This is a genomic window from Hanstruepera neustonica (assembly GCF_002895005.1).
Taxonomy (GTDB): Bacteria; Bacteroidota; Bacteroidia; order Flavobacteriales; family Flavobacteriaceae; genus Hanstruepera; species Hanstruepera neustonica.
In genome coordinates, this window is record NZ_POWF01000002.1 from 299,091 (window position 1) to 324,567 (window position 25,477).

24 protein-coding genes are annotated in these 25,477 nt (G+C 35.0%); 5 read left to right on the forward strand and 19 right to left on the reverse strand.

The annotated features are described in order from the left end of the window. The first annotated feature begins 103 nt into the window (after positions 1 to 103). Both C1T31_RS06110 and aqpZ read left to right on the forward strand, forming a co-directional pair. Complete coding sequence (locus tag C1T31_RS06110) at positions 104 to 1,171, forward strand: formylglycine-generating enzyme family protein (protein ID WP_103051592.1); 1,068 nt, start codon at positions 104 to 106, stop codon at positions 1,169 to 1,171. Positions 1,172 to 1,273: 102 nt separating this feature from the next. Next, on the forward strand, positions 1,274 to 1,963 hold the full coding sequence (aqpZ, locus tag C1T31_RS06115) for an aquaporin Z (RefSeq protein ID WP_103051593.1): 690 nt from the start codon (positions 1,274 to 1,276) through the stop codon (positions 1,961 to 1,963). Between the two features lie 45 nt (positions 1,964 to 2,008). Here aqpZ and gldC read toward each other — a convergent pair whose 3' ends face one another. Both gldC and gldB read right to left on the reverse strand, forming a co-directional pair. Then, positions 2,009 to 2,341 carry a gliding motility protein GldC gene (gene gldC, locus C1T31_RS06120; RefSeq protein WP_103051594.1) on the reverse strand — a complete coding sequence of 111 codons (333 nt, stop codon included), beginning with the start codon at positions 2,339 to 2,341 and terminating at the stop codon, positions 2,009 to 2,011. Then, a complete protein-coding gene (gene gldB, locus C1T31_RS06125; RefSeq protein ID WP_103051766.1) occupies positions 2,341 to 3,300 on the reverse strand; it encodes a gliding motility lipoprotein GldB in 960 nt (319 codons plus the stop codon). Before gldB ends, gldC begins: the two co-directional genes overlap by 1 nt. A gap of 93 nt (positions 3,301 to 3,393) precedes the next feature. Here gldB and nadE point away from each other — a divergent pair, with 93 nt between their 5' ends. Both nadE and C1T31_RS06135 read left to right on the forward strand, forming a co-directional pair. Beyond that, positions 3,394 to 4,182 carry an NAD(+) synthase gene (gene nadE, locus C1T31_RS06130; protein WP_103051595.1) on the forward strand — a complete coding sequence of 263 codons (789 nt, stop codon included), beginning with the start codon at positions 3,394 to 3,396 and terminating at the stop codon, positions 4,180 to 4,182. Positions 4,183 to 4,277: 95 nt separating this feature from the next. Then, a complete protein-coding gene (locus tag C1T31_RS06135) occupies positions 4,278 to 4,904 on the forward strand; it encodes a response regulator (protein WP_103051596.1) in 627 nt (208 codons plus the stop codon). Here C1T31_RS06135 and dnaG read toward each other — a convergent pair. From dnaG to C1T31_RS14040, 7 genes are all read right to left on the reverse strand, one after another. Further along, entirely contained in the window at positions 4,899 to 6,857 is a 1,959-nt protein-coding gene (gene dnaG / locus C1T31_RS06140; RefSeq protein ID WP_103051597.1) for a DNA primase, read from the reverse strand. The two genes, C1T31_RS06135 and dnaG, sit on opposite strands and share 6 nt — an antisense overlap. 125 nt (positions 6,858 to 6,982) lie before the next feature. Next, positions 6,983 to 8,062 (reverse strand): coiled-coil domain-containing protein, encoded by a 1,080-nt coding sequence (locus tag C1T31_RS06145; protein ID WP_103051598.1) that lies wholly within the window; start codon positions 8,060 to 8,062, stop codon positions 6,983 to 6,985. Between the two features lie 26 nt (positions 8,063 to 8,088). Then, a complete protein-coding gene (locus C1T31_RS06150; protein WP_103051599.1) occupies positions 8,089 to 8,871 on the reverse strand; it encodes a hypothetical protein in 783 nt (260 codons plus the stop codon). Next, positions 8,858 to 9,433 (reverse strand): RNA polymerase sigma factor, encoded by a 576-nt coding sequence (locus C1T31_RS06155; RefSeq protein WP_243398900.1) that lies wholly within the window; start codon positions 9,431 to 9,433, stop codon positions 8,858 to 8,860. The genes C1T31_RS06150 and C1T31_RS06155 overlap by 14 nt, the downstream gene beginning before the upstream one ends. 62 nt (positions 9,434 to 9,495) lie before the next feature. After that, positions 9,496 to 10,473 carry a polyprenyl synthetase family protein gene (locus tag C1T31_RS06160; protein ID WP_103051600.1) on the reverse strand — a complete coding sequence of 326 codons (978 nt, stop codon included), beginning with the start codon at positions 10,471 to 10,473 and terminating at the stop codon, positions 9,496 to 9,498. A 71-nt stretch (positions 10,474 to 10,544) separates the two neighbouring features. Next, complete coding sequence (locus C1T31_RS06165) at positions 10,545 to 13,136, reverse strand: alkaline phosphatase family protein (protein ID WP_103051601.1); 2,592 nt, start codon at positions 13,134 to 13,136, stop codon at positions 10,545 to 10,547. After that, positions 13,123 to 13,263 carry a hypothetical protein gene (locus tag C1T31_RS14040; RefSeq protein ID WP_165780076.1) on the reverse strand — a complete coding sequence of 47 codons (141 nt, stop codon included), beginning with the start codon at positions 13,261 to 13,263 and terminating at the stop codon, positions 13,123 to 13,125. The genes C1T31_RS06165 and C1T31_RS14040 overlap by 14 nt, the downstream gene beginning before the upstream one ends. Positions 13,264 to 13,460: 197 nt before the next feature. Between C1T31_RS14040 and C1T31_RS06170 the strand changes: the two genes are divergently transcribed. Continuing rightward, positions 13,461 to 14,270 (forward strand): T9SS type A sorting domain-containing protein, encoded by an 810-nt coding sequence (locus tag C1T31_RS06170; protein ID WP_103051602.1) that lies wholly within the window; start codon positions 13,461 to 13,463, stop codon positions 14,268 to 14,270. A 37-nt stretch (positions 14,271 to 14,307) separates the two neighbouring features. Here the strand turns inward: C1T31_RS06170 and rlmN are convergent, their stop codons facing one another. From rlmN to C1T31_RS06220, 10 genes are all read right to left on the reverse strand, one after another. Next, positions 14,308 to 15,348: a 23S rRNA (adenine(2503)-C(2))-methyltransferase RlmN gene (rlmN, locus tag C1T31_RS06175; RefSeq protein ID WP_103051603.1), complete on the reverse strand. Its 1,041-nt coding sequence runs from the start codon at positions 15,346 to 15,348 to the stop codon at positions 14,308 to 14,310. 60 nt (positions 15,349 to 15,408) lie between these two features. Then, complete coding sequence (queA, locus tag C1T31_RS06180) at positions 15,409 to 16,458, reverse strand: tRNA preQ1(34) S-adenosylmethionine ribosyltransferase-isomerase QueA (protein ID WP_103051604.1); 1,050 nt, start codon at positions 16,456 to 16,458, stop codon at positions 15,409 to 15,411. Positions 16,459 to 16,551: 93 nt separating this feature from the next. Next, a complete protein-coding gene (locus C1T31_RS06185; protein WP_103051605.1) occupies positions 16,552 to 17,778 on the reverse strand; it encodes a 3-phosphoshikimate 1-carboxyvinyltransferase in 1,227 nt (408 codons plus the stop codon). Continuing rightward, positions 17,778 to 18,107, reverse strand: a complete 330-nt coding sequence (locus C1T31_RS06190) for a nucleotide pyrophosphohydrolase (RefSeq protein WP_103051606.1) — start codon at positions 18,105 to 18,107, stop codon at positions 17,778 to 17,780. Before C1T31_RS06190 ends, C1T31_RS06185 begins: the two co-directional genes overlap by 1 nt. A gap of 1 nt (position 18,108) precedes the next feature. Continuing rightward, the gene (locus C1T31_RS06195) at positions 18,109 to 20,115 is read right to left on the reverse strand and encodes a transglutaminase domain-containing protein (protein ID WP_103051607.1); all 2,007 of its coding nucleotides are present in this window, start codon (positions 20,113 to 20,115) and stop codon (positions 18,109 to 18,111) included. A gap of 10 nt (positions 20,116 to 20,125) precedes the next feature. Then, positions 20,126 to 22,030 carry a DUF3857 domain-containing protein gene (locus C1T31_RS06200; protein ID WP_103051608.1) on the reverse strand — a complete coding sequence of 635 codons (1,905 nt, stop codon included), beginning with the start codon at positions 22,028 to 22,030 and terminating at the stop codon, positions 20,126 to 20,128. A 68-nt stretch (positions 22,031 to 22,098) separates the two neighbouring features. Beyond that, positions 22,099 to 22,551, reverse strand: a complete 453-nt coding sequence (gene dtd, locus C1T31_RS06205) for a D-aminoacyl-tRNA deacylase (protein WP_103051609.1) — start codon at positions 22,549 to 22,551, stop codon at positions 22,099 to 22,101. Next, on the reverse strand, positions 22,548 to 23,504 hold the full coding sequence (gene rsgA, locus C1T31_RS06210) for a ribosome small subunit-dependent GTPase A (RefSeq protein ID WP_103051610.1): 957 nt from the start codon (positions 23,502 to 23,504) through the stop codon (positions 22,548 to 22,550). The genes dtd and rsgA overlap by 4 nt, the downstream gene beginning before the upstream one ends. Before the next feature lie 21 nt (positions 23,505 to 23,525). Then, the gene (locus tag C1T31_RS06215) at positions 23,526 to 24,611 is read right to left on the reverse strand and encodes a bifunctional 3-deoxy-7-phosphoheptulonate synthase/chorismate mutase type II (RefSeq protein ID WP_103051611.1); all 1,086 of its coding nucleotides are present in this window, start codon (positions 24,609 to 24,611) and stop codon (positions 23,526 to 23,528) included. 12 nt (positions 24,612 to 24,623) lie between these two features. Beyond that, complete coding sequence (locus C1T31_RS06220; protein ID WP_103051612.1) at positions 24,624 to 25,475, reverse strand: prephenate dehydrogenase; 852 nt, start codon at positions 25,473 to 25,475, stop codon at positions 24,624 to 24,626. Positions 25,476 to 25,477: the final 2 nt, after the last annotated feature.

The following is a 25,477-nucleotide window of genomic DNA, read 5'->3' on the forward strand; positions in this document are numbered from 1 at the left end:
AATACCATAGTGTTTATTCCCTTTTTTATTTAACGTGACTTTTTCATTAAATTATTTTTAAGCCTTACAGTTAGATAGTATCTTTAATCACTTATTTTATTTTATGAGACCTTATCTTTATTTTATTGTGGTATATGCAATGTTGGTATTTAGTTGCAAAAATGATTCTTCAAAAACCAATCCGATTTCCGAAACTTCTCCACAGGTTAAAACCGTCAGTGCTCCAAAAGGGATGGTTTATATTCCCGGAGGTACATTTACTATGGGTAGTAGTGAAGCCTATGCTGAAAAAGACGAAGGTCCCGAAGTATTGGTAAAAGTAGATCCATTTTTTATGGATGAAACCGAAGTAACCAATGCTCAATTTACAAAATTTGTTAATGAAACAGGTTACGTGACTGTTTCAGAAAGACCTGTGGATTGGGAGCAAATAAAAAAAGACCTGCCTTCTGGCACACCAAAACCACATGACTCGTTATTGCAACCTGGATCACTGGTTTTTTCCCCACCTTCAGATGCTGTTAATTTAAACGATTACAGTCAATGGTGGCGATGGGTGAATGGTGCCGACTGGAAACACCCTCAAGGTCCTAATAGCTCCATTGAAGGCAAAGACAATCATCCTGTGGTTCACATTGCCTATGAAGATGCCCAAGCCTTTGCAAAATGGGCTGGAAAACGTTTACCAACAGAGGCTGAATGGGAATTCGCATCCAGAGGTTCAGACAATAACAATCAATTTGTTTGGGGCAAGGAATTAACGCCTCAAGGAACCTATTTAGCAAATTTTTTTCAAGGAGATTTCCCTCATAATAACACACAGAAAGATGGTTTTGAAACTTCTGCTCCTGTTAAATCCTTTCCTGCCAATATTTTTGGACTTTATGATATGATTGGAAATGTTTGGGAATGGACTAGTGATTGGTATCGTCCTGATACTAAAAAACTGTACTTATCTAACGGTACAAAATTATGTTATAATCCAACAGGTCCGGAAAGTAGCTTTGACCCTAATGATCCCTATGTGACTCAAAAACGCGTAATTAAAGGTGGGTCCTTTTTGTGTAGTGAACAATATTGTTCCAATTACCGTTCAACATCCCGAATGGCTACCTCTACCGATTCTGGCCAAAACCACTTGGGTTTTAGATGCGTTCAAGATATTAAATAAGCCTCTCATTTTTAGTTGTTTAATAATTAAAAATAAACTAATTTTAAGTGACATCAATACCATATCGGTGTCATAACTTTATACTAATTAAACAATTAACTTATGAAAAAACTTTTAGCAGAATTTATTGGAACCCTATGGCTTGTCCTTGGTGGATGTGGCAGTGCTGTATTAGCTGCTGGCATACCTGATTTAGGTATTGGATTTGCCGGTGTAGCACTGGCTTTTGGTTTAACTGTCTTAACTGGTGCATATGCTTTAGGGCATATTTCAGGAGCCCATTTTAACCCAGCCGTTTCTATAGGATTATGGATGGGTGGCAGATTTGATGGGAAAGAATTACCAGGTTACATTGTGTCACAAGTACTAGGCGGGCTAGCTGGTGCTGGTCTTTTGTATTTAATGGCTACTGGTATTGATTCATTTAGTCTATCTGATGGCTTTGCAGCTAATGGCTTCGGAGAGCACTCTCCTATGGGCTATGATATGACATCCGCTTTAGTTACGGAAATTGTCATGACATTCATGTTCTTGATTGTCATTTTAGGGGCAACCCATAAAAATGCCTCTCCTGGTTTTGCTGGATTAGCCATTGGTTTAGCATTGACTTTAATACATCTTATCAGTATTCCGGTTACCAATACATCCGTGAACCCTGCTAGAAGTACCAGTCAGGCATTGTTTGTAGGCGATTGGGCAACAGGTCAGTTATGGTTATTCTGGGTAGCACCTATCGTTGGAGCTATTCTCGCTGGAATCGTTTATAAATATTTGGCTCCAAATCAAGACTAACAAATTTTTTCTCAATAAAAAAGGCTGGAAATATCCAGCCTTTTTTTATTTTTTGAGTTCTAACTTTTCAGCAAAATAATCGCAAAAGTCCTTCATGGTTGCCGTCATTTTTTCGTCTTGTGTAGCTCTGTTAAATGTATCACTCATAGCCACAAGCGTCTGATGAAAAAACACCTTCATTTCATCAACAGGCATATCTTTTGTCCATAGGTCTATTCGCAGTGTTTCTTGAGATTTGTGATCCCAAACAGACAACAGCATCGCTTTGGCTTCTTCATTATTGATACCGCCATCTTCTGCAGTCCAACTTAAATTTTCAGGAATACGATTCTCATCCAATTCTACCGTTAGTTCTATAGTCGATTTTATATTTGCCATTATTTTTGTGGTTTGTATTTTGAATTATTAAAAATTTCTACGGGTTCTTTTGTCATCATATCCTTTAAGCCAACATCGTTATTAGCCATATAGGACTTTACAATCTGCCAACCAATAAATTGCCCTATTCTACCGGGAGATTCTCTGTCAATCACCTCCAAATAAAACTTTGAAAAAGGTGCTGGGTTTATAAATCGAGATGGTAATTTGGAATCAGTGCTATACAATAATTCCTTGTCAATAAAATGATTCCAAATAAAAAACTCATTAGATTTTGCCCACTCCATTTGCTCATCAGTATAACCTATTTTTTGAGCATCTGACTTAAATGGAATCATGATATCCTTAAAATAAAGGAGTTTCCCAAAATAAACCATCTCATCTAACAATGTTTTTCGATTAACCTGAAAAGCATATTTTTCAGCATAGGCATTTGCCATATCAACAACCATTTGTTCCCTTTCAAAATTTTGTCGTAAATAATGCTGAATACCCTGATAAAACTCATGATCTTTTCCAAGATACGTGTCAATAGAAATTAATACTATCGTATCGGTAGCAATGACTTTATTTCTGTAATCAACAGATGATGTTGTGGTGATTACTCTAGGGGTACTAAATTCTGGAAAATAGTACTTCAAGTGCTGAAACAATTTCGTAATATCATCTTCTTCATCAATAAAATCATCAAAGGCTTTTGTTGATTCTGTTATCAATTCTTGTTGCAAGGTGTCTTGCATTCTCGCAATCCAAAAGGCATCGTCATAGCGATCTGGAAACATGAAAGGATAAGCCTCTTTTAGCATTGGCAAATCTTTGGCTTCGGCTTCATGCATTGCCATATCAAATCGTTCAACAACGAAATCAATATCAATCTTGGATATTTCAGCCTCAACTTTAGATTCTTGATTACAGGAAAGCAGCATTCCGAAAGAAAATAGTATAATTATAAACCTCATGTTATTGTTCAAACTATTAATTTTTATAACTAATCTTATTGATTTACTTTTGTGAAGCAAAGGTACATTACTTTGCTTAAAAACCTCTACAAAATGCACACAGAAAAAGTCATAGACTATATTGTAAATTGGCTCAAAGATTATGCTAATAACGCAAAAGTTAACGGATTTGTTATAGGGATATCAGGTGGAATCGATTCAGCTGTTACATCAACCCTTTGTGCTAAAACGGGACTACAACTACTATGTGTGGAAATGCCTATTCATCAAGCAAAATCGCAAGTTACCAGAGCCGTGAACCACATTGATTGGTTGCAATCAAATTTTGATACTGTCAAAAAAGTTGAAGTTAATTTAACGCCTGTTTTTGACAATCTTATTGATGTATTACCAAGTGTTGAGAAAGAAGAAGATCGTTTTATGTCTTTGGCTAATACACGAGCCAGACTTCGTATGACGACCTTATATTATTTTGCTGCCTTAAACAAACTATTGGTTGCAGGCACTGGCAATAAAGTGGAAGATTTCGGTGTAGGCTTTTACACAAAATATGGTGATGGCGGTGTTGATTTAAGCCCTATTGCCGACTTGATGAAGTCTGAAGTTTATGAAATTGGTAAGTTTTTAAACATTAATCAAGAAATTATTGACGCCGCACCTACAGATGGATTGTGGGGAGATGATAGAACGGACGAGGACCAAATAGGCGCCTCTTACCCAGAGCTTGAGTGGGCCATGCTCATGGACGACCAAGGCAAAACGGTTGATGATTTTACTGGACGCAGTAAAGATGTGTTTAAAATTTATAAGCGTTTTAATACGGCCAACAAGCACAAAATGATTCCGATACCCATTTGCGAAATTCCAAAGAATTTAAAATAAATTCTACAAATCGCTACGAATTTCATATCTTTACTGTAGTGTATATGCTAATACATCATTGCCTCAACAGTGTTAATGTCTAAAACTTTTAAGTAATGATTAAACTGTTGGTTGCTGATAGCCACCCAATTATTAGGAAAGGTCTTGAACTACTTTTCGTCACGTCACCACAAATACAAGTTGTTGGTGGTGTAGAAAATGGTGAGGCCATTTTTGACTTTTTAAAGGAACATCGTGTAGATATCATTTTAAGTGAAATTGATCTTCCCAAACTCAATGGTATTACAGCATTGAGACGTTTAAAACGAGAATATCCCGAAGTTAAAACCATTATGTTTTCTTCACAACCTGAAGAAATTTATGCCATTAATACCATAAAGGCTGGTGCTGAAGGCTATCTCAATAAAACGGCTAATATTATTACGTTGAAAGAAGCCATCATCAAAGTTTATGAGGGAGGTACTTATTTGAGTAATGATATCGCGCAACAGATGACTATGGGTCGACGGGTTACCAGATCTGGATCCGTTTATAAAAAGCTTTCAACCAGAGAGATTGAAGTTTTAAAATTGTTGTCTTCCGGAAGAAAAAACAAAGAAGTTGCCAACGAACTCAACATTAATGAGAAAACCGTAAGTACTTATAAAGCACGATTGATGAAAAAATTGAACGTGAACAATATTGTTGACTTAATTAGTCGTGCAAAACTTCTGGAACTATAAAACCCTATTTAATTTCCGAGATAACAACATTTTAAGGCTGGAATAGTCTTTAACTTCTTCTAGAATATTTTTATTCACTTGATTTTTAGTATCTAATGTTTCTTGTTTAAATTCGGTGACTTTTTGTTCAATTAAATAACACCGTAAACTCAAAATCGTTTCGCTAACAAGCTGTGAAACAGTATGTTGTTTTTCCTTTGGAAATATGTTTTTGCGTTCCCAATTAGACAGCACATAACGTTCATCTTCCATTAAAATAGTTGTAATTTCATTGGCCATTTCAGGAGTAACCGTATTAACAAAACTTTCAATAGCAAAATCTGGATTTTGATTCAACGTATCAATAATGGTATAGTATAACTCCCTGAAATTTTCATTTGAGAATTGCATCTCATCATCCTGTAAATCCAGGTATATCTTTTCAAATACTTTAGCCTCATGTTTAACGGGCTCCAAAACCAACTCATTGTGGTCATTTTCTTTTAAAATCAGATCTTCAAATTCCTCTTTTTCATTACCATATAACAACAATATTTGAATGATTTTTCGCTCCAATTCATACTGGATATCAACCTTTTTTACAGGCTGTTTATGTTTTATCACTTCAAATGCCTTTTGTTCTTGCTGATATTGTTTATTGGTATCTTGAAATTGTTTTTTATTTATTTGTGCCAGTGTGCTAAATAAGACTTCTTCACTGATATCCATTATTCGGGCACATTCCTGAATGTAAATCTCTTTTTTTATACGATCGGGAATTTTGGATATACTATTGACAATATCACGAACCGTTTCCGCTTTTTTTATAGGATCGTTTTTTGATACTTCAAACAATAAAGAAGCTTTAAATTGGATAAAATCTTGAGCATGTTCCGACAGATATAAGGTGATTTCTTCCAATGTATTGTTTTTAGCAAAACTATCCGGATCATCACCTTCAGGAAAGGTGCATACTTTCACATTCATGCCCTGTTCCAAAATCAAATCAATGCCACGCAAAGATGCTCGTAATCCAGCTGCATCACCATCAAATAAAACCGTGATGTTTTTGGTCAATCGGTTAATAAGCCTGATCTGTTCTGGCGTTAATGCCGTACCCGAGGATGACACCACATTTTTTATTCCCGATTGGTGTAATTGTATGACGTCCGTATACCCTTCAACCAAATAACAATTATCTTCTTTGGCAATACTTTGCTTTGCATGATAAATGCCATAAAGTACTTTACTTTTATGATAGATATCGCTTTCGGGGGAGTTTAAGTATTTAGCGGCTTTTTTGTCGTTGGTTAAAATTCGGCCTCCAAAACCTAAAACCCTTCCGCTCATACTTTGAATAGGAAACATCACGCGTCCTTTAAATCTATCGAAACGCTTCTCCTCCTTAACAATAGTTAATCCCGTTCTTTCAAGATATTCTAGCTTATAACCTTTTTTAATAGCCTCGTTGGTAAAGGCCTCCCATTCATCAAGCGAATATCCAAGATTAAATTTCTTAATGGTCTCCTCTGTAAAACCTCTTTCTTTGAAATAGCTTAAGCCAATGGCTTTGCCAGGATCTGTTTTATGAAGGGTTTTCTGAAAATAGGTATTGGCAAACTCGTTTACCAAATAGAGGCTTTCTCGCTCATTGGCTTTTTCCTTATCTTCATTGGTTTGTTCGGTTTCTTCAATTTCAATATTGTATTTTTTTGCTAAATACTTTATAGCTTCAGGGTAGGTAAAATGCTCGTGCTCCATTAAAAAAGCTACGACATTGCCACCTTTACCACTTGAAAAATCTTTCCAGATTTGCTTAACTGGTGACACCATAAAACTTGGTGTACGTTCATCACTAAAAGGACTCAATCCTTTATAATTGCTTCCAGACTTCTTTAATTGAACAAAATCACCAATAACCTCCTCTACTCGGGCGGTTTCAAACACTTGGTCTATGGTGGTTTTGGCTATCAATTTCAGTTGAATTCTTGTTACCGTAAAAGTAACATAATCTTCTTGTTTTTAAAATTAATAGTTACATGAAAAAAGGCTCCAAGAAAAACTTGCAGCCTTTTTTAACCAATTCAATATAATTAACACTAGTCCATATCAAAACGAATACCTAATGATATGTTATTTTGATCAATTGCCTGATCCTTGAATATAGTAGACAAATCATATTTAGCATAAATTCCAACATTTCCCCAAGAAATATAACCACTAACGCCATAGACAAAATTATTGGTGTTGTAATCCTTGAATTTATCCTTTTGTTTTTGACCATCTTCAGTATATTTCAATTTTTGAAGTGATTGGATTACAAATCCACCATAGCCTCCAACACCAACTTTAAATTTTCGATATGTTGAATACCTGAAGTAGTCCTCACGCTCAATCTTTTTAGAAGGTCCAAACTCAAAATGGATTGGCACCACCAAATTAGTTGTCCTGAATTTGGATTTTTTTAGATTTAAAGGATATTCTTCCAATGTAACCACATCATTGGTTTCCGTGAAATAGAGATTGTCTTTAATATCCAGTTTATTCCACTGGAATGACAAACCATATTTTATCCGCATGGCATTGGTATTTTTAAATACACGTGTTTTCCATGCCCAACCTAATTCCACGAAACCAGAACCGCCTATTTTATACGGTGAATCATTTAAGGATTGTCCTTCAATTATGGCATTGTTGAAACCTATGGCAAAAACCAAATCGCTGGTCGTTCTACGGTCATAAACTCGTGGTTTACGTTTTTTGTGAGGACCTATGTATATACTACCAATATCATATTCGTCCGAATCTTCATTTTTTCCAATCTCGAGGATATAACCTTCTAGATTGGCTCCCGTATCATAATCCACATGCTCATTGCGTTCTAATAAAGCAATACGGTTATCAATAATTGCCAATCTGTTTTCAATGTTTAAGGCATGTTTTTCAGCGAGTTCTTTTTTAAGCTCCGTTGCTTCTTCAAGCGATATTTCGTCATTATCCAATCGTTCATTGATTGCTTCAACTTCGCGTTTCAAGGCATCTTTTTCACTATTTTGAACATACTCCCGTTGTGCCTTTAGACGTTCAATTTCATCTCCATTATCTGTTTCTTGTGCAGCCATTTTTTGAACTGCAAATACTAGTGCGATGACTACTAGAAATTTTGTAAAATTTTGCATAACTGTTTGTTTTTTAATTGATAATTTTAATTATTACGGTCTGCAACAGCCGTTTTTACTTTCTTGAAATTTGTTTTTATAGTTTCAAATACTTTATCTCTAAAGGATTGTTCCAAATCGTCCTCAACATCCTGTAATAAACTATTGGCATCAACCGATCGTTTGACACTCTCTGCATCTATCTGCAATTGCGCCTCACTTAATAACGTTTCGATTTCAGAATCCAAAATTGTCGCGTCAATGATATCCTGTTGATCATTAATAGCCATGCGCCCTTCTATAGCTTCTTCTTCTAAGCCATTACTTTCAATATCATTTATTGGTTTCTTGTGGTCATTTTTTAAAGCCGCCACTTTGTTATTTTGATTAATTGTTTGATTACTTTTTACACTAACAGCAGGATCCTGCTGTCTATTAGACGTTGCTGTATGTTGCGAAACAAGTTCTCCGTTAGATTCTATTGCAGATTTAAAATTCTCAACTCCAACAGCTTTTTGTTGCTCCTGTAAATTTTCATCAGATTCACCAACTGCTATATCAACTGTATTTTTGGAGTCTAATTCATCTGAATTGACAACATTGGGAGTGTTTTCAATTGGAATTGTGGGATTAAAAAACAATCCATTCATTAAAAACAAAATCCCCACAATACTCGCCGCAACACCTAGATACCAAATAATATTGTTGTTCTTTTTATTTTCATGGCTATCCAATCTATTTGAAAGGCTCTCCCATGATTTTGAAGATGGTGTGATGGTACGCTTCTCCAATGTTTCTTTTATGTTGTTTTCCAACTTAATTGGTGCCATAATTTTGATTGTTTAATTCTTTAACTTGTTGTTGTAGGATTTGTCGTGCCTTAAACAACTGTGATTTTGAAGTTCCTTCGGAAATATCCAGTAGATCAGCGATTTCATGATGTTTATACCCTTCTACGGCATACATCACAAATACCATTCTATAACCTGAAGGCAAATTGTCTATGAGTTGTTGAATTGCCGCTACTTCAAGATTACTTTGAATGTTGTTTTCATAACTATTTTGGGTGGCCATATCTTCTTCAAAAAACTCAACATTTTTTTGACTTCTTAAAAATGAGATAGACTCTCTGACCATAATTTTTCGTAACCAACCTTCAAAACTCCCTTTATCTTCAAACTTTTTGAGATTTATAAACGCTTTGTAAAATCCGTTGAGCATAGCCTCTTCAGCATGTTGCACATCACTGATGTAATAGCGGCAAACGCTCAACATTTTGGGAGCATGGATATTGTAAAGTCTGTTTTGGGCTTCGCGATTGCCTTTGGCAGCTTTATTGATTAGCTCGTTATTATTTTTATAGAGTTGAATAACCTTCAAAATAGCTTTCATTGAAACTTCTATTTATAAAGACGCAATTATGATGCAAATGGTTGCCTGACTATGAAAAAAAATTATTTTTTACGTTCGATCACGTAATTGACCATTAATTCTAAAGATGACCTGTAAGTAGATTCTGGGTAGGTCTTGAGTATATTTAATGCTTCAGCCTGAAACGCTTTCATCTTGTTGATGGCATACTCTAGTCCATTATTTTGCTTAACAAATGCAATAACTTCCTTGACCCTTTTTTTATCTTTATTATGATTTTTGATTGAATTTATAAGCCAGCTTTTATCTTTTTTTGGCACATTATTCAAAACATAAATTAAAGGCAATGTCATTTTCTGCTCCTTAATATCAATCCCTGTAGGCTTTCCAATCTTTTCCTCACCGTAATCAAATAGGTCATCCTTAATCTGAAAGGCCATCCCTATGAGCTCACCAAAGCACCTCATTTTTTCAATATCCTGCGAATCTGGTTTCACAGAAGCCGCACCCAGACTACAGCAAGCAGCAATTAAGGTAGCCGTTTTTTGACGAATAATTTCGTAATAGACTTCTTCAGTAATGTCTAGCTTTCTGGCTTTTTCTATTTGTAGCAACTCGCCTTCGCTCATTTCCCGAACTGCGATGGAAATAATCTTCAATAAGTCAAAATCATTATTGTCGATTGAGAGCAATAGTCCTTTTGATAGTAAATAGTCCCCAACCAAAACGGCAATCTTATTCTTCCATAAGGCATTAATGGAAAAAAATCCACGACGTCTGTTACTATCGTCAACCACATCGTCATGAACTAATGTAGCAGTGTGAATAAGCTCTATAACCGATGCGCCTCGATATGTGCGCTCGCTAATTTCACCATTAGCAACCATTTTGGCCACCAAAAAAACAAACATGGGTCGCATTTGTTTGCCTTTTCTATTGACTATGTAATGCGTAATTCGATTGAGTAAGGCAACTTTTGAAGACATTGACAGTTGAAATTTCTGCTCGAAGAGCTCCATCTCAAATGCAACTGGTTGCTTTATTTGTTCTACAATTTTCAAAAAAAATGAAAGACTATAATTGGTTTAACAAACCTACTAAAAAAGCTTATTAAATGCTATATTATTATAAACTAAACCTTGGTTCGATACAATGTTTTGTCAACACAGTTAATCATTGCATCTGTATTCAATTGGGTTCCAACAAAGGCTTCAATTTTAGTGACAGTTTCTTTGGTGTTATTTAAAACATCTTGATAGTCGATATAAATAAGTTCGACTCCAGGTTCTTTCTCTTTCCAAACCTCAACTTGTTGTAAATGATTTAAATAACTTTCAAAAAGCTTTGTTGGCAAAGTCTCAGGATCCTTACCAATCATCTTTTGTTGTGATTTCAATACCTCAGATAAATCCCTATTCATAAAGATTATTTTATAACGGTATTTTGGATTGAGAAATTTTAAAAGTGGTGCAACTACTTTTAAAACTTTATTTTGTGCCAATTCAAGCCAGGTATTATCCTTGTGTAAAGACATAACAGGTTCATATTCATAATATCCTTTGGGGTTTGAAATATCTGATACTCTTTTTGAATCCGTTAAAGGCTCAATTCCTCCAGCTTTCATCATTTGCATCATAAGCGATGTTCCAGAGCGTGGCAGTCCTGAAACAATTGTAATTTGATTTTTGATTGGCCTATTTTTTAACTTATCTTTTTGTTCCAATTTACCTTGAATGTTTTCAATCGCCAATTCAGCTCTATCATGCGCTTTAGGTTTAAGTTTTGACGCCATGTTATAAGCAATTTTTGCATTTTCCAAATCACCTAATTTCTCCAGTGCCTCACCCAAAGTATAATGTGCTTCAGGATAATATTTGACTAATTCAATACTTGTTAACGCATGTTCAGCAGCCTCTTCATATTCTCCCAATCTAATAAGAGTTTCAGCCAGTGCTTGATGTAATTTGGCTTTATCTACTTCAATTTCCAATGCTTTTACAAAGGAGTCTCTGGCCTCTTCAAAACGACTTAACCCTCTGTAAATCTTACCTATTTGATACCAAATTTCGGAACTTGGTTTATTCTTCTTTTTATTCAGCAAAATATTCAAAGCCTCAAAAGGCTTGTTCTCACCATATAAAATTTTAGATTCCGCAAGATCCAAACCTATTTCATTTTTCTTATCCCGTCGCTTTAATTCATTAAAATACAGTCTTGCTTTGTCAAATTCCTTTTCGGCTAAACTTATATTGAGAAGGTCCATATAATATGGTATTATATTTACAACCGAATCACCAACTTTATAACCTTGCTTTTTAAGTGATTCCTTATTTTTTCCTTGAAAAGCATCTTCATCATAAACAGGATATTTGGCACTAATAAGTTCGAATAAAAGTTGTTTTGCTTGATCATAATTCTTTTTACCAAGATGTACCCTTGCTAAATTATGCTTCAAATCACTTTTTGTTTTTAAAACTGCTATTTCAATATTCTCATCTGGTCTCTCAATATATCCCAAATCAACCAATTGCTCAATCGTTTCTTCTTCGTCAAAAATATCTTGATTGTTAGTTTTTGGATGTTCTCCAAAATCTCCATCAACACTTTCCCAACTATCAATAAAGCTAGGTTCTTTTGGATTTTCAAAAATATCCAAAGCTGGTTTTCCATCCATATCTTTTCCAATGGGCAAATCAAACATGTGAAGAATTGTTGGAGCAACATCAATCAATCCTAATCCAAATACTTTTTCGTTTTTCTTAATATTGGGACCCGCTGCTACAAAAATTCCAAATTGCCGATGTTCCAAAGCAGGTGCAGCCGGATATTTAGGCATTTTAAGAATACGTTTATGACCTGATTCATATCCGTGATCAGACATGACAATAATGGTTGTTTCCTCATCAACTAATTCCATCATACGTCCTAACATCATATCTTGAAAACGATAAGCGCCTTCAACAGCGCCTTTATATATTTCAAAAATCTTTTGAGGAATTTCTGGCTGCTTTGGTGGGTGAAACTTCATAAAAGCATGACAAAAATGATCAATCAAATCAAAATAAACACCCATGAAGTTCCAATCAGAATTTCTAGCGATGTAGGTAGCCGCTGCATGTATAGATGTATTTTCTGCCATTATTTTGGCAAAAGATTGTAATCCCTTGTCTACTTCTTGGTTTATTTCATTGGCTTTTGGAATAAAGGGTAAAATATGTGCTTCGGTTATTTCATAAGGAAACATGCGAAGGTCTCGAATCGTTTTTGTAAACTCTGATGGATGAATAGTACCTTCTATGATTGGATTTCTTTCTTTAGGGTCAGATTTAACTTTTTGAAAACGGTCAGAAACAACTGTACCGTTAATTGGTTCTGCAGGAAAACTTGGCCACCATCCAACCAAATTACTCTTATAACCTTGGTTATGCAAAATATTCCATAGTGCTCTACATTTTCTTGAATTTACGGTAACTGGACGAATACTTTTTTTGTTTGGATGAACCTCAATAAAGCCAAGAATCCCGTGTTTGTCGGGAGTTTTTCCTGTGGCTACACTAGACCAAAGCATAGGAGAATATGGCGGGTTCATAGTACTCATGTTACCATACACCCCTTTGTCTATTAATTCTTTTAGCGATGGCATTTGTCCTTTTGCCAATAAAGGGCCAATAATTTCCCAATCAGCCGCATCCCAACCAATCAACAGAACTTTATTCTTCTTCATCTATTTCATCTCTATTTTTATCGTTCTTTTTTACTTTGCGCCACTCACGCAGCCCAATATCACCATATGCCAAGATTCCTAAAGAACCTTCAACACGAATATCAAATGGTTTTTTATTATTATTCATTCATGAAAATTAAGGTATTGGTTAAATGAACAAAAGTTATGATTGATATGCAAATTTTCCATAAAAAGATACATAATTGAAACTAGATTAGAAACGTGTTAATTCATAGGCAAGTACATTAATTATAGGTGTTGATTAAATTTTTACCAAAAAATTAGTATATTTAAAACATTGTGTAACATTGAAATACAAAAAACATGAAAAAAACTACTCCAAAATCTTTAACTAAAAGATTAGCCCAATATGGAGCATTGACAGCTGCCATTACAGGTGTTGCCGATGCTAACGGGCAAATAGTCTATACCGACATTGACCCAGATGACGGTGGTGTAGGTGTGCAATATCTTTTAGATATGGATAATGATGGTAATAGTGAGTTTGTGATTAATCAAACGGGTAACAACTTGTTTGCGGCACCTATCCCGAGTAGCGCAGCTATTTTAGGGATTGACAGCACATACGATTACCCATTTGCTCTTGACAATGGTGATAATATTAGTGCCGGATTAACCGATTGGTTATCTGGAAATGGCTACTATAAAACCATGAACTACAATAGCTGTAATTATTCTAGCAGCCAATGGTGTGCTGTTACTGATAAATATCTTGGACTACGATTTAATATTGGTGCAAACACACATTATGGTTGGGCAAGACTTGATGCAGGTCTATCTCCCGGTACGGATGGATACACCATCAAAGATTATGCTTATAACTCTGTAGCTGGAGAACCAATTAGCGCAGGGCAAACTTTGAGCGTAGATAAATTTTCCTCACAAGTGTTTTGTGACATCAGTTGTAAAGATAAAATTGTAACTATTTCTAAATTAACAGGCAATGCCAATTATCGTATTTTATCTCTTACGGGAAAACAATTGATTAATGGAGAAACCCACGTGGAATCAAAGGAAATTAATGCCAGTAATTTAGCTTCTGGAATTTACATTGTAGAAGTAAGAAGTGCCGATTCTAATGCCGTTGAACGGAAAAAGATTGTCATTCAATAATTTTACACAAAAAAGCGACTAAATATAGTCGCTTTTTTTAACTTTTATTAGCTAATTGGCCACAGGCAGCATCTATGTCCTTACCTCGTGATCGTCTGACGGTAACCGTAATGTTGTTTTGTTCTAAAACGGAAACGTAACGGTCGATAGCTTCGGAATTGGCCTGTTGAAAAACGCCGTCATCAATAGGGTTGTACTCAATTAAATTTACCTTACTGGGTGCAAATTTGCAAAAATCCACCAATGCTTTGATGTCTTTTTGTTGATCATTAATGCCTTTCCAAACCACATACTCATAAGTAATTCTATTTTTGGTTTTAGCATACCAGTACTCTAGAGCTTCCCTCAAGTCCTTCAGCGGAAATGTTTCGTTAAACGGCATGATTGATGTTCGGACCTCATCTATTGCAGAATGCAATGATACGGCTAATTTGAATTTAACCTCATCATCGGCCATTTTTTTAATCATTTTTGGCACACCTGAAGTTGAAACCACAATACGTTTTGGTGACATCCCTAAACCTTCAGGTGATGTAATCTTATCAATGGCTTTCAAAACATTGTTGTAATTCATAAGTGGTTCACCCATCCCCATAAATACAATGTTACTCAATGGTCTGTTATAATATAATCGGCTTTCCTTGTCGATGGCTACAACCTGATCTACAATTTCGTCAGGGTTTAAGTTTCGCATACGCTTTAACCTAGCCGTGGCACAAAACTTACAATCCAAACTACAACCCACTTGACTTGACACACAGGCTGTTGTTCTACTTTTTGTAGGAATCAAAACCGATTCAACAATCAACCCATCATGCAATTTAACCGCATTCTTAATGGTTCCATCACTACTTTTTTGCATAGAATCAACCTTAATGTGATTGATCACAAAATTCGCTTCCAACATAGCTCTGGTTTCTTTTGATATATTGGTCATATCATCAAAAGAATGCGCAGACTTTTGCCAAAGCCATTCATAAACTTGATTGCCACGGAAGGCTTTATCACCTTCCGCTACAAAGAAATCTCTTAATTGCTCTTTAGTCAGTGCTCGTATGTCTCTTTTTTGAGTCTGCATGTAGTTGCAAAAATATTAGTATCATTAAAAAAGCCTTGTAAAAACAAGGCCTTATATAATTTATAAAATTAACATGGCATCACCATAACTGTAAAATTTGTACTTTTCTTTTACGGCTTCATCATAAGCTCTTTTAATAAAATCATGTCCTGCAAAAGCAGATGCCATCATTAATAGTGTTGATTTTGGTGTATGGAAATTGGTTATCATGCAATTGGCTATACTAAAATCGTAGGGTGGAAAAATAAACTTGTTGGACCATCCTTCAAATTCATTCAAAGTACCACTAGATGACACCGAACTTTCAATAGCACGCATTACGGTAGTTCCTACAGCACATACACGTTTTTTATTTTTGATACCCTTGTTTATAGTATCAACTGCTGGCTTATTAATAATAATCTCTTCACTATCCATTTTATGTTTGGATAAATCCTCAACTTCAACAGGGTTAAAAGTACCTAATCCCACATGAAGAGTTACTTCTGCAAAATTGACTCCTTTAATTTCCAAACGTTTTAATAAGTGCTTTGAAAAGTGTAAGCCAGCTGTGGGAGCAGCAACCGCACCTTCATTTTTTGCGAAAATCGTTTGGTAACGTTCTTCATCTTCTGGCTCTACATCACGTTTTATATATTTTGGTAATGGTGTCTGACCCAACTCGTTTAATTTCATTCTAAAATCCCTGTACGATCCATCATATAAAAAACGTAGGGTACGTCCTCTGGAGGTTGTATTGTCAATAACTTCAGCTACTAACGTTTCATCATCACCAAAGTATAACTTATTACCAATTCTAATCTTTCTAGCTGGATCAACCAAAACATCCCATAGACGCTGTTCCTCATTTAACTCGCGTAACAAAAACACTTCAATTCTAGCTCCAGTTTTTTCCTTATTACCATAAAGTCTAGCAGGAAATACCTTGGTGTTGTTTAAAATCATCACGTCATCCTCATCAAAATAATCAATTAAATCTTTGAAGTATTTGTGTTCGATAGATTCATCTTTTCTATTAAGAACCATTAATCGTGCTTCATCCCTGTTTTCAGAAGGGTATTCGGCCAACAATTCATCTGGCAGATTAAAATTAAAGTGTGATAATTTCATTTGCTGTTATTTAATTAAAATTTGTGTTTGTTTTTTGTAAAAGGTGCAAATATACAATCTGAAAGTAGGGGTTGTCAAGTATTTAACCAATTATTATTGAGATACTTTGATCCCAAGTGTTTTTAGATCATCCCAAAAACTAGGGTACGATTTGGAAACCACTTCAAAATCGTTAATTACGATATCTGTTTTAAGGCAAAGTGGCGCAAAGGCCATGGCCATTCTATGATCATTATAGGTGTCAATGGAAACAGCTTTCGTTATGGTATTACATACTTCTAACTTTAGGCTATCATTAGAAATATGGACTGTTCCTCCTAACTTTTCTAGCTCGGTTTTGAGAGCCTGTAATCTATCAGTCTCCTTTATTTTAAGAGTGTGTAATCCTGTTAGCTCACATGACAATCCGAGTCCAAAAGAAGTAACAGCAATGGTTTGCGCTATATCAGGTGCGTTTACCAAATGACACTCGAAATGAGTTTTTAAAGGCTCATTGATTTTTTGCAGCGTCAATCTGCCATCTTTAAAAATGGAATTTACCCCAAAATCCTTGTAGATTTCCTTTAAAACCGTATCACCTTGAATACTTTGTTCATTAAATGAGACTAACGTAATCGTTGTCCCTATGGGACTTAACGCCGCTAAACTATAAAAATACGAAGCCGAAGACCAATCGCTTTCCACCACAATGGTTTGATTATTGATTTCATCTTGATGTTGTACTTGGATAACCTGTCCTTCAAAACTGGTTTCAATTCCAATTTGATTCAATAAACTCAGTGTCATATTTATGTAAGGCTTGGAAGTGATGTTGCCTTCCAAAATCAATTTTAAACCATTTTGAAGTTTCGGAGCGATAAGTAGCAATGCCGATATATATTGGCTGCTAACATCGGCTTTTAAAACCACTTCAGATTTTGAAAGTATTTTTCCTTTGATTCTCAATGGTGGATATCCTTTCTTCCCTAAATAACCCATATCGGCTCCTAGATCCTTTAAAGCATCAACTAAAATTTCTATAGGACGTTCCTGCATTCTTGAAGATCCCGTTAAGGTAATTTCCTTTCCTATTTGAACAGCGTAATACGCAGTAAGAAAGCGCATAGCGGTGCCAGCATGATGAACATCAATTGTCTTTAAATCGCTTTGGAGCGCTCTTTGCATGACTTCAGAATCATCTGAATGCGATAAGTTGGTTATGTTTAAATTAGGGAAAAGCGCTTGTAACAACAGTAATCTATTGGATTCACTTTTTGAGCCTGTAATGACAATTGGAGATGATTGATTTGATAATGCCGATTGATGGAGTGTAATATCCATTATTTTTTTAGCTTATCATTATTGTGGTGCCTATCGTGATCTCTTTTGGTTTTTTTTGCCATCTTTTTGTCAAAAGCCGCTTGCAAATCAATACCTGTCTGATTGGCCAAACACAATACTACAAAAACAACATCAGCCAATTCTTCGCCAAGATCCTTATCCTTGTCACTTTCTTTTTCACTTTGTTCTCCATAACGTCTCGCTATAATGCGTGCAACTTCACCAACCTCTTCCGTAAGTTGCGCCATATTAGTGAGTTCATTGAAATAACGAACACCATGTTCTTGTATCCAATTGTCAACTATTTTCTGTGCGTTTTGTAAATTCATGTTACCCTTTTTTCAACACAACTTTTTCTGTTTCTTTTTCTATTACAAATTCAAAAAACTTCTTGAATTGCTTGTATTCATTCGTTAAAATTAGTGATTTGTTAAGGTCTAAATTTATAGAAAATTGCAACATACTACCATTTTCGCGTGCTAAATATGAGAATTCGCCTTCTCTACCATTAAATTCAATTTTTGAACTTTCAGGTAAACTTTCAACAACATAACCTTCTGGCAACATAACGTTGACCGTATATTTTTCTGAAATTGGAAAAATGAAATCAATCGGATAAGATCTATTTTCTTGTTTAAATATATTCTCCTTTGGCGTAAAAAATAACATTGGTGAGAAATACAATTTATCTCCAATTTCTTCCACTTCATTTTCCACGTGGTAATCATATGAATAGGTTATTGGTTTTTCAACCTCATACTGATTTGTAAATTCCAGATTTGAAATTTCAATGTTACCCTTATTTTTTTCCAAACGTGCTATGTGAGACTCCTCATCTAACCCTTTATAATCATCTCTAAAGTTATAGGCTAAATAATTTGAAAATAATGTTCTTACTTTTCCATCCACAGATAAATCAGTATTCAATTTTGCATTAATAGAAGTAATTTCCTTTGAACTCATACTAGGTAATAAATTAACCCAAGCCGAACTACCATGTTCCCTAACAATTCTTCCTTGCCAATTTAATGTATGCGTTGGCAAGATATTGGCTGTTGCATTAGCATCGGTTGCATCCAACATTATCAATCCATCTGGCACCTCAATTGCGGCAATAACATAATTAAATCCCTTTCTAGTGGCAACAATAGGGATACCATTACTGCGTGTACTCAACAATACAGGATTCGCATTAAGCCCTGCATATCGTAGCATAGCAACCAACATCAAATTAATATCCGCCACATTGCCTTCACCAGTTTTGTAAGCTTGTTTCACACCTTGATCTGAAGAATAACCAACAAAGTCATTTTGTTTAACCTTACTCTTTACAAAGCTGTATATTTTAAAAGCCTTTTCCATGGGGTCACTAACTCCTTGTAAAATAGCATTCAAATCATCTTCAAAATAATTGGTTTTTTGAAGTTGACCTCCAAAACTCTCACTATCATATATTCTTTTAACTACTTGATCCCAATCCGTCGCATAGATTTCTGACTGTCCATTCGGCCCCTTGAAATAGGCATACTCCATTATTAATTTTGCTCTGTAATTATTAATGTTGTCAGTATAGGGTTCTAATTTTAACGCTGGCACATTGTTGGCGTTAATCATAACTATATTTTCTTGAAATTGCCAATCGGCAGAAGATCTATTTACACCTGCTTGCTCAAAATCGGATCGACTTCCCTTTCTAATTTCTGTTCTTGAAACTGAATTTTCTTCCAAATTTGGATAAAAAGTTGATTTGGGATTCAGCAATTTATTGAATACAAAGTATTCAGGTGTTCTAACATCAACCTCCAATACATTAATTGGTACGTTATATTGAAGAATAATATCCTCTATGCCATAAAATGGGGACTCAATACGATATTCATACTCAATTACAACACCGTCATTAATACTAGGCATAGTAAATTTGGTAGTAGCCCAATAATCATTGACCTTTTCCTCAAAAATACTTTCGTTTTTCAATTTATCTTTTTCAACCTTCCCACCATCCAAGTAATAAGTATAAGCTTTCAAGCCTTTTAATTCTTGCTTTTTTGTAGCTGATTCATCATATAACCTAACTTGATGGGTTGCATAATCATAACCGTCCTTATCATAAATTTTAATTCTTTCGGTAATTTCATTGACTTGAACAAAACCTTCATTTTCACGATAATCAAAATAAACCTTATAACTTTTATAAAGAACTGCTGCATGTGCGGAAGAATCTAACGGATGTACTTTTTCTGAAAGTTCTTCTTTACTAACTTTTCCAAATTTGAAATTTTGGGCAAAACTAATGTGAATGGTGATAAATAGAAGAATGGTTAGTGTGTATTTCATTTTTAAATTTTTACTGTTTTCGTTTTAATGCTATTTTAGATTTATCGTGCCTTATAATATCAAGCCAAAATTTTCTAAAATCCTGATAGTGTTCTTGATTATAAGTCCCTTTTTTGAGAAGAAATTTTCTTTTAAACATCAATTTATTGGGTTCAACTTCTTTTATTGAATAGGTATATTCTCCAAATTGATTATTTATATTGACATCTTCTTGTAAAGATTCCACCTCAAAATTATTTGGAATAGCTATTTCAAATTCATCAATATCTAAAAAACCTCTATCAACTTCGACTGGATGCTTTCTGTCATTATATCGAGGTGGAGCATTCATAACTCTATTAAAAGCATTTGGCTGAAATAGCAATCTATTGCCAGATTTTGAAGCATAATTAGAAGCTTCAACATGAATGTTTTCTGATAACTGAACCTTTGTTTTATCATTAATTATTTCACAATCACCTATGGTCAATCCATTAATATAATCCCAATACTCCTTAAAATGTAAATCCTTATCCTTATCCGTTTTTCCTAAGACCTTTTCATGTGTGCTGTATTGCGTGCCAGTTGATGTCATTTGAACTGATGCCTTGATATTTCCAGCCTCATCTAATGTAATTTGCGCATTAGTTTTTAGTAAATTATCATTTGCATTATATACCCTAGTATGCATAACTTGGCCTCCATCAGGTGTTATTACAAGAGCATCTCTGTCATCAGTAAAACTAGCGATATGTCCAAATGGGTTTGTTTGACTAGTGCATTCTAACCAAATATCCTCGCCATCTACAGGTAAGTATAAAATGGCGTGATTACCTTCGGTAGCCGAAAAATCTTTATCTACATTCACAATATTTCTATCACCATAGATAATAGTATAGTATGATTCTAAACCGACCTCCTGCATTAAGGCTTTTGTATAATTTGTGAGTGCTTTACAATCACCATATCCCAATCTGTCAACATCTGAAGCATACATAGGTTTCCATCCTCCTATTCCAACCTGAACACTAATATAGCGTGTTTTGTTTTGCATATATTCATAGACTATTCTTGCTTTTTCAAGGTCTGTTGTTGAATTAGCTGTGAGGATTTTAATTTCATCCTTAATACTTTGTGGTAATTCGGAAGTATTTGAAAGCAATTGATTATTTACCCACATTCCAAATCCTTTCCAGCCATTATTACTTCCTCTCACGCCTTCCATTTCAAACTCCGCTAATGCTAATCGTAAATGAGGTGCAAAAGCCCTAAATGACGGCGCATAGGCTTCTGGCTTTAGTGAACTTAAATGAGTGGCTTTGTAATATGTGTCACCTATTTTTTCAATTTCATAATCTTCAAAATTTAAGGTTTTAATTTTTAAATCTACTCCTGAAGTGTTGACAACTTCATAATGCGATTCTTGGGTACTCACAAAATACCCTTCTATAGGCATCCAATCAGGCAAAAATGCCGTTGATTTGAATTGCACCTCTAATTCAAAGTCCACAGTATATGGATAACTGATAGGTGTGTAATTTAAATATTTTTGTCTGTTTTCTGAATATAGTGTTCCTCCTGAAACGGCACTAACATCATTAAAATCTTTTTCTTTAATTTTTTTTATTTGGTTTCCATTTGCATCATAAATTCTACATTCCATTTTTTTAATGATACGGTTACTATTGTAACCTGCTAAAGCTCTCACGTTAGAATCACCATATTCATTTAATACAGTAATAATTCTACGATTCGTATAATAGACATCATTATAATCGGATACTTCCAGTTTTTCACTATTGAAACGAATTACGGCATTAGCTTTATTTTTTAAATCCAATGGAATATTGTAAGCATTGAATACGTCCTCATCTTGAGAAAACAAGATAAAAGGGAAACTACATAAAATGAATAGAATGAAAAATCTAGAACTCATTACTGGAAATTATTCCATAAAAATATAATTAATTACAAAAGATTAAGCCAGAAAGTAAAAAAAATAACTTAAATTTTATCTTTAGAATCAACAATTATGGTCACTGGTCCATCATTCAACAATCCCACTTTCATATCGGCACCAAATTCACCAGATTGCACCTTTTTGCCAAAATCAGTTTCTAGTTGTTTAATAAAAGTCTCATACAATGGAATAGCCAATTCAGGTTTTGCGGCTTTGATGTAACTGGGTCTGTTTCCCTTTTTTGTACTAGCATGCAATGTAAACTGACTAACCACAATAATTTCACCATTCACGTCTAGAATTGATCTATTCATAACACCATTCGCATCAGGAAAAATGCGCATATTAACAATCTTATTGGATAACCACTGAATGTCTTCCAATGTATCGTCATCAACAATACCAAGCAATATCAACAGTCCGTTTTGAATATCAGCTATTTTCACATTTTCAACCGTAACACTGGCTTTTGACACTCTTTGTATAACTACCTTCATAATGATTCATTATCCCAATTATCTGTTCGATAGTTTTCATCTTCACCCTCGAGTATTTGAATATAACTACGATAACGTGAATACGCAATATCACCATTTTCAAGGGCATCTTTTACAGCACATTTTGGTTCATCAATGTGAATACAATTGTTAAACTTACAGTCCTGTTTTAGCGCAAAAAATTCAGGAAAATAATCTCCAACTTCTTCTCGATCCATATCCACCACTCCAAAGCCTTTGATACCAGGAGTATCAATTATCTTGGCTCCGAAACTTAAATCAAACATTTCAGCAAACGTTGTGGTATGTTGACCTTGCATATGTTGATTGGATATTTCTTTGGTTTTCAAATCCAGCGTTGGTTCAATAACATTAACTAAAGTCGATTTTCCAACACCAGAGTGTCCAGCAAACATACTCACCTTATCCTTCATCAAGGCTTTAACTTTATCAATATTTTTTCCTGTTTTGGCAGAAATACCAATACACTCATAACCAATCTTTCTATAAACATGAGCCAAATATTTTACCTCATCCAATGTGTCACCGTAATAGGAATCAACTTTATTAAACAGTAAAACCGTTTTGACGTCATAAGCTTGAGCTGTGACCAAAAAGCGATCGATAAAGCTGGTAAATGTTGGTGGATTGTCAATGGTAATCAACAAAAATACTTGATCAATATTGGCAGCAATGATGTGGGTTTGTTTCGATAGGTTTACCGATTTTCTTACGATGTAGTTTTCACGGTCGTGAATGGATTCAATCACACCAGTAACTTCATCATTTTTGGTTTCCAGTTCAAAATCTACAACATCACCAACTGCAATAGGATTGGTACTTTTTATGCCTTTAAGCCTAAACTTACCTTTAATTCGGCATTGATAACTTGCACCCAATGTTGTTTTTACGGTGTACCAACTTCCAGTAGATTTATAAACAGTTCCTGTCATTACTACAAAGATGCTAAAATTCTAATTAGCATTGATAATCTTCTCCTGATGATTGATAGATTCTTGGTGAACGGCTTTAAAAACTCTTAATATAAATTCTTCACTTAAATTCTTTTCTTCACCCTGCAATATCATTTTACCCAAAATTTCATTCCAACGTTTGGTTTGTAAAACAGCCACATTGTGAACTTTTTTAAGGGATCCAATGTCATCGGCTACCTTCATACGCTTACCAAGTATTTCAATTAGTTGATGATCTATAACATCTATCTGTGTTCGAAGTGTGTTTATCTTATTTTTGAATTCAGCCGCCTCACCAGTTTCCTTTCTGATTTTTAAGTCGTCCATAAACTGAATAAGTGTGCTCGGTGTAATTTGCTGTGCTGCATCACTCCAAGCATTATCAGGATCAAAATGCGTTTCTACCATTAAACCATCATAATTTAAATCTAGAGCCGTTTGACATAAATCGAAAATGATATCGCGTCGTCCAGCTATATGAGAAGGGTCCAAAATAAGGGGTAAATCTGGGAAACGATTTTGTAAATCAATAGGTAATTGCCATTCTGGGTTATTTCTATATCGGGTTTTTTCGTAGGTTGAAAACCCTCTATGGATAACTCCTAATTTTTTGACATTGGCTGTATAAAATCTTTCGACAGCTCCCAACCATAAAGCCAAATCTGGATTAACCGGATTCTTGACCAATACCGTTTTATCCGTCCCCTTTAAGGCTTCAGCAATTTCCTGAACTATAAATGGGCTCACAGTCGTTCTGGCACCTATCCATAGAATATCCACATCATGCTGTAATGCCAAATCCACATGATTCGCATTGGCCACTTCCGTGGTAATGAGCATACCCGTTTCTTCTTTTGCTTTTTGCAACCATTTAAGTCCCAATGCACCTACACCCTCAAAATTTCCTGGACGTGTTCTGGGTTTCCAGATACCGGCTCGTAAAACCGTAGCATCACTATCTTTTAATTGATGCGCTATTTTTAAGACCTGCTCTTCGGTCTCTGCGCTACAGGGACCTGCTATGACCAATGGATGATTCAACCCAAATGCATCTAACCAAGACCTTAATTCCTTTTTGTTTTCCATAGTCTTTTTCCTTTATTTTATTCCGTTTAATATATCCTTAATATGATTGGTATTTCTCATTTCATTGTAGATTTCATCAAAATCATCATGCTTCATAAAATCTTTAAAAGCAGTCAAATTTTGAATATACTCTTCCAAGGTTTCAATAACATTCGTTTTATTTTGTCTAAAAATAGGTGTCCACATGTCAGGTGAACTTTTTGCCAATCGAACTGTTGAAGCGAAACCACTGCCCGCCAAATCAAAAATATCCCGTTCGTTTTTTTCCTTTTCTATGACTGTTTTTCCAAGCATAAATGAACTGATGTGTGATAAATGCGACACATACGCAATATGTTTGTCATGGGCTTCAGGGTTCATATAACGAATACGCATACCCATAATTTTAAATATCGCCAATGCACGTTCCTGTAACTTGAATGCCGTTTTTTCAACTTCGCAGATAATGTTGGTTTTTCCCTGAAATAGACCTTCCATAGCAGCTTTTGGCCCAGAAAACTCCGTTCCAGCAATGGGATGGGTTGCTAAAAAATTTCGGCGTTTGGGGTGGTTAGCAACACTGTTACAAATGGCTGACTTTGTGGAACCGGACTCCATTACCAAGGCATCATCTGAAACAGCATCTAAAATTTTCGGAAGCATTTCAACCGTAGCATCTACTGGAATAGACACAATCACAATATCGGCCTGTTTTAAATCGTTAAACGCCGCTTTCTTGTCAATGATTCCAAGTTCCAAAGCTTCTTCCAGATGACTGTTATTACTATCAATTCCATGAATGGTAATTTCTGGATTGAGCTTTTTAACATCTTTGGCAATACTGCCACCAATTAAACCAACTCCTATGATATAAATATTCTTCATAC

Coding starts and splice junctions, on each gene's coding strand:
- C1T31_RS06195 (WP_103051607.1), bottom strand. CDS start 20,115: ATGAAATACACACTAACCATTCTTCTATTTATCACCATTCACATTAGT.
- gldC (WP_103051594.1), bottom strand. CDS start 2,341: ATGGCAAATATAAAATCGACTATAGAACTAACGGTAGAATTGGATGAG.
- C1T31_RS06220 (WP_103051612.1), bottom strand. CDS start 25,475: ATGAAGAATATTTATATCATAGGAGTTGGTTTAATTGGTGGCAGTATT.
- queA (WP_103051604.1), bottom strand. CDS start 16,458: ATGAAATTATCACACTTTAATTTTAATCTGCCAGATGAATTGTTGGCC.
- rlmN (WP_103051603.1), bottom strand. CDS start 15,348: ATGCAGACTCAAAAAAGAGACATACGAGCACTGACTAAAGAGCAATTA.
- C1T31_RS06110 (WP_103051592.1), top strand. CDS start 104: ATGAGACCTTATCTTTATTTTATTGTGGTATATGCAATGTTGGTATTT.
- C1T31_RS06185 (WP_103051605.1), bottom strand. CDS start 17,778: ATGGATATTACACTCCATCAATCGGCATTATCAAATCAATCATCTCCA.
- gldB (WP_103051766.1), bottom strand. CDS start 3,300: ATGAGGTTTATAATTATACTATTTTCTTTCGGAATGCTGCTTTCCTGT.
- C1T31_RS06155 (WP_243398900.1), bottom strand. CDS start 9,433: ATGAAAGCTATTTTGAAGGTTATTCAACTCTATAAAAATAATAACGAG.
- C1T31_RS06190 (WP_103051606.1), bottom strand. CDS start 18,107: ATGAATTTACAAAACGCACAGAAAATAGTTGACAATTGGATACAAGAA.
- C1T31_RS06145 (WP_103051598.1), bottom strand. CDS start 8,062: ATGCAAAATTTTACAAAATTTCTAGTAGTCATCGCACTAGTATTTGCA.
- C1T31_RS06165 (WP_103051601.1), bottom strand. CDS start 13,136: ATGAAGAAGAATAAAGTTCTGTTGATTGGTTGGGATGCGGCTGATTGG.
- dtd (WP_103051609.1), bottom strand. CDS start 22,551: ATGAAGGTAGTTATACAAAGAGTGTCAAAAGCCAGTGTTACGGTTGAA.
- C1T31_RS14040 (WP_165780076.1), bottom strand. CDS start 13,263: ATGAATAATAATAAAAAACCATTTGATATTCGTGTTGAAGGTTCTTTA.
- aqpZ (WP_103051593.1), top strand. CDS start 1,274: ATGAAAAAACTTTTAGCAGAATTTATTGGAACCCTATGGCTTGTCCTT.
- C1T31_RS06215 (WP_103051611.1), bottom strand. CDS start 24,611: ATGGAAAACAAAAAGGAATTAAGGTCTTGGTTAGATGCATTTGGGTTG.
- rsgA (WP_103051610.1), bottom strand. CDS start 23,504: ATGACAGGAACTGTTTATAAATCTACTGGAAGTTGGTACACCGTAAAA.
- C1T31_RS06200 (WP_103051608.1), bottom strand. CDS start 22,030: ATGAGTTCTAGATTTTTCATTCTATTCATTTTATGTAGTTTCCCTTTT.
- C1T31_RS06150 (WP_103051599.1), bottom strand. CDS start 8,871: ATGGCACCAATTAAGTTGGAAAACAACATAAAAGAAACATTGGAGAAG.
- C1T31_RS06170 (WP_103051602.1), top strand. CDS start 13,461: ATGAAAAAAACTACTCCAAAATCTTTAACTAAAAGATTAGCCCAATAT.
- C1T31_RS06135 (WP_103051596.1), top strand. CDS start 4,278: ATGATTAAACTGTTGGTTGCTGATAGCCACCCAATTATTAGGAAAGGT.
- nadE (WP_103051595.1), top strand. CDS start 3,394: ATGCACACAGAAAAAGTCATAGACTATATTGTAAATTGGCTCAAAGAT.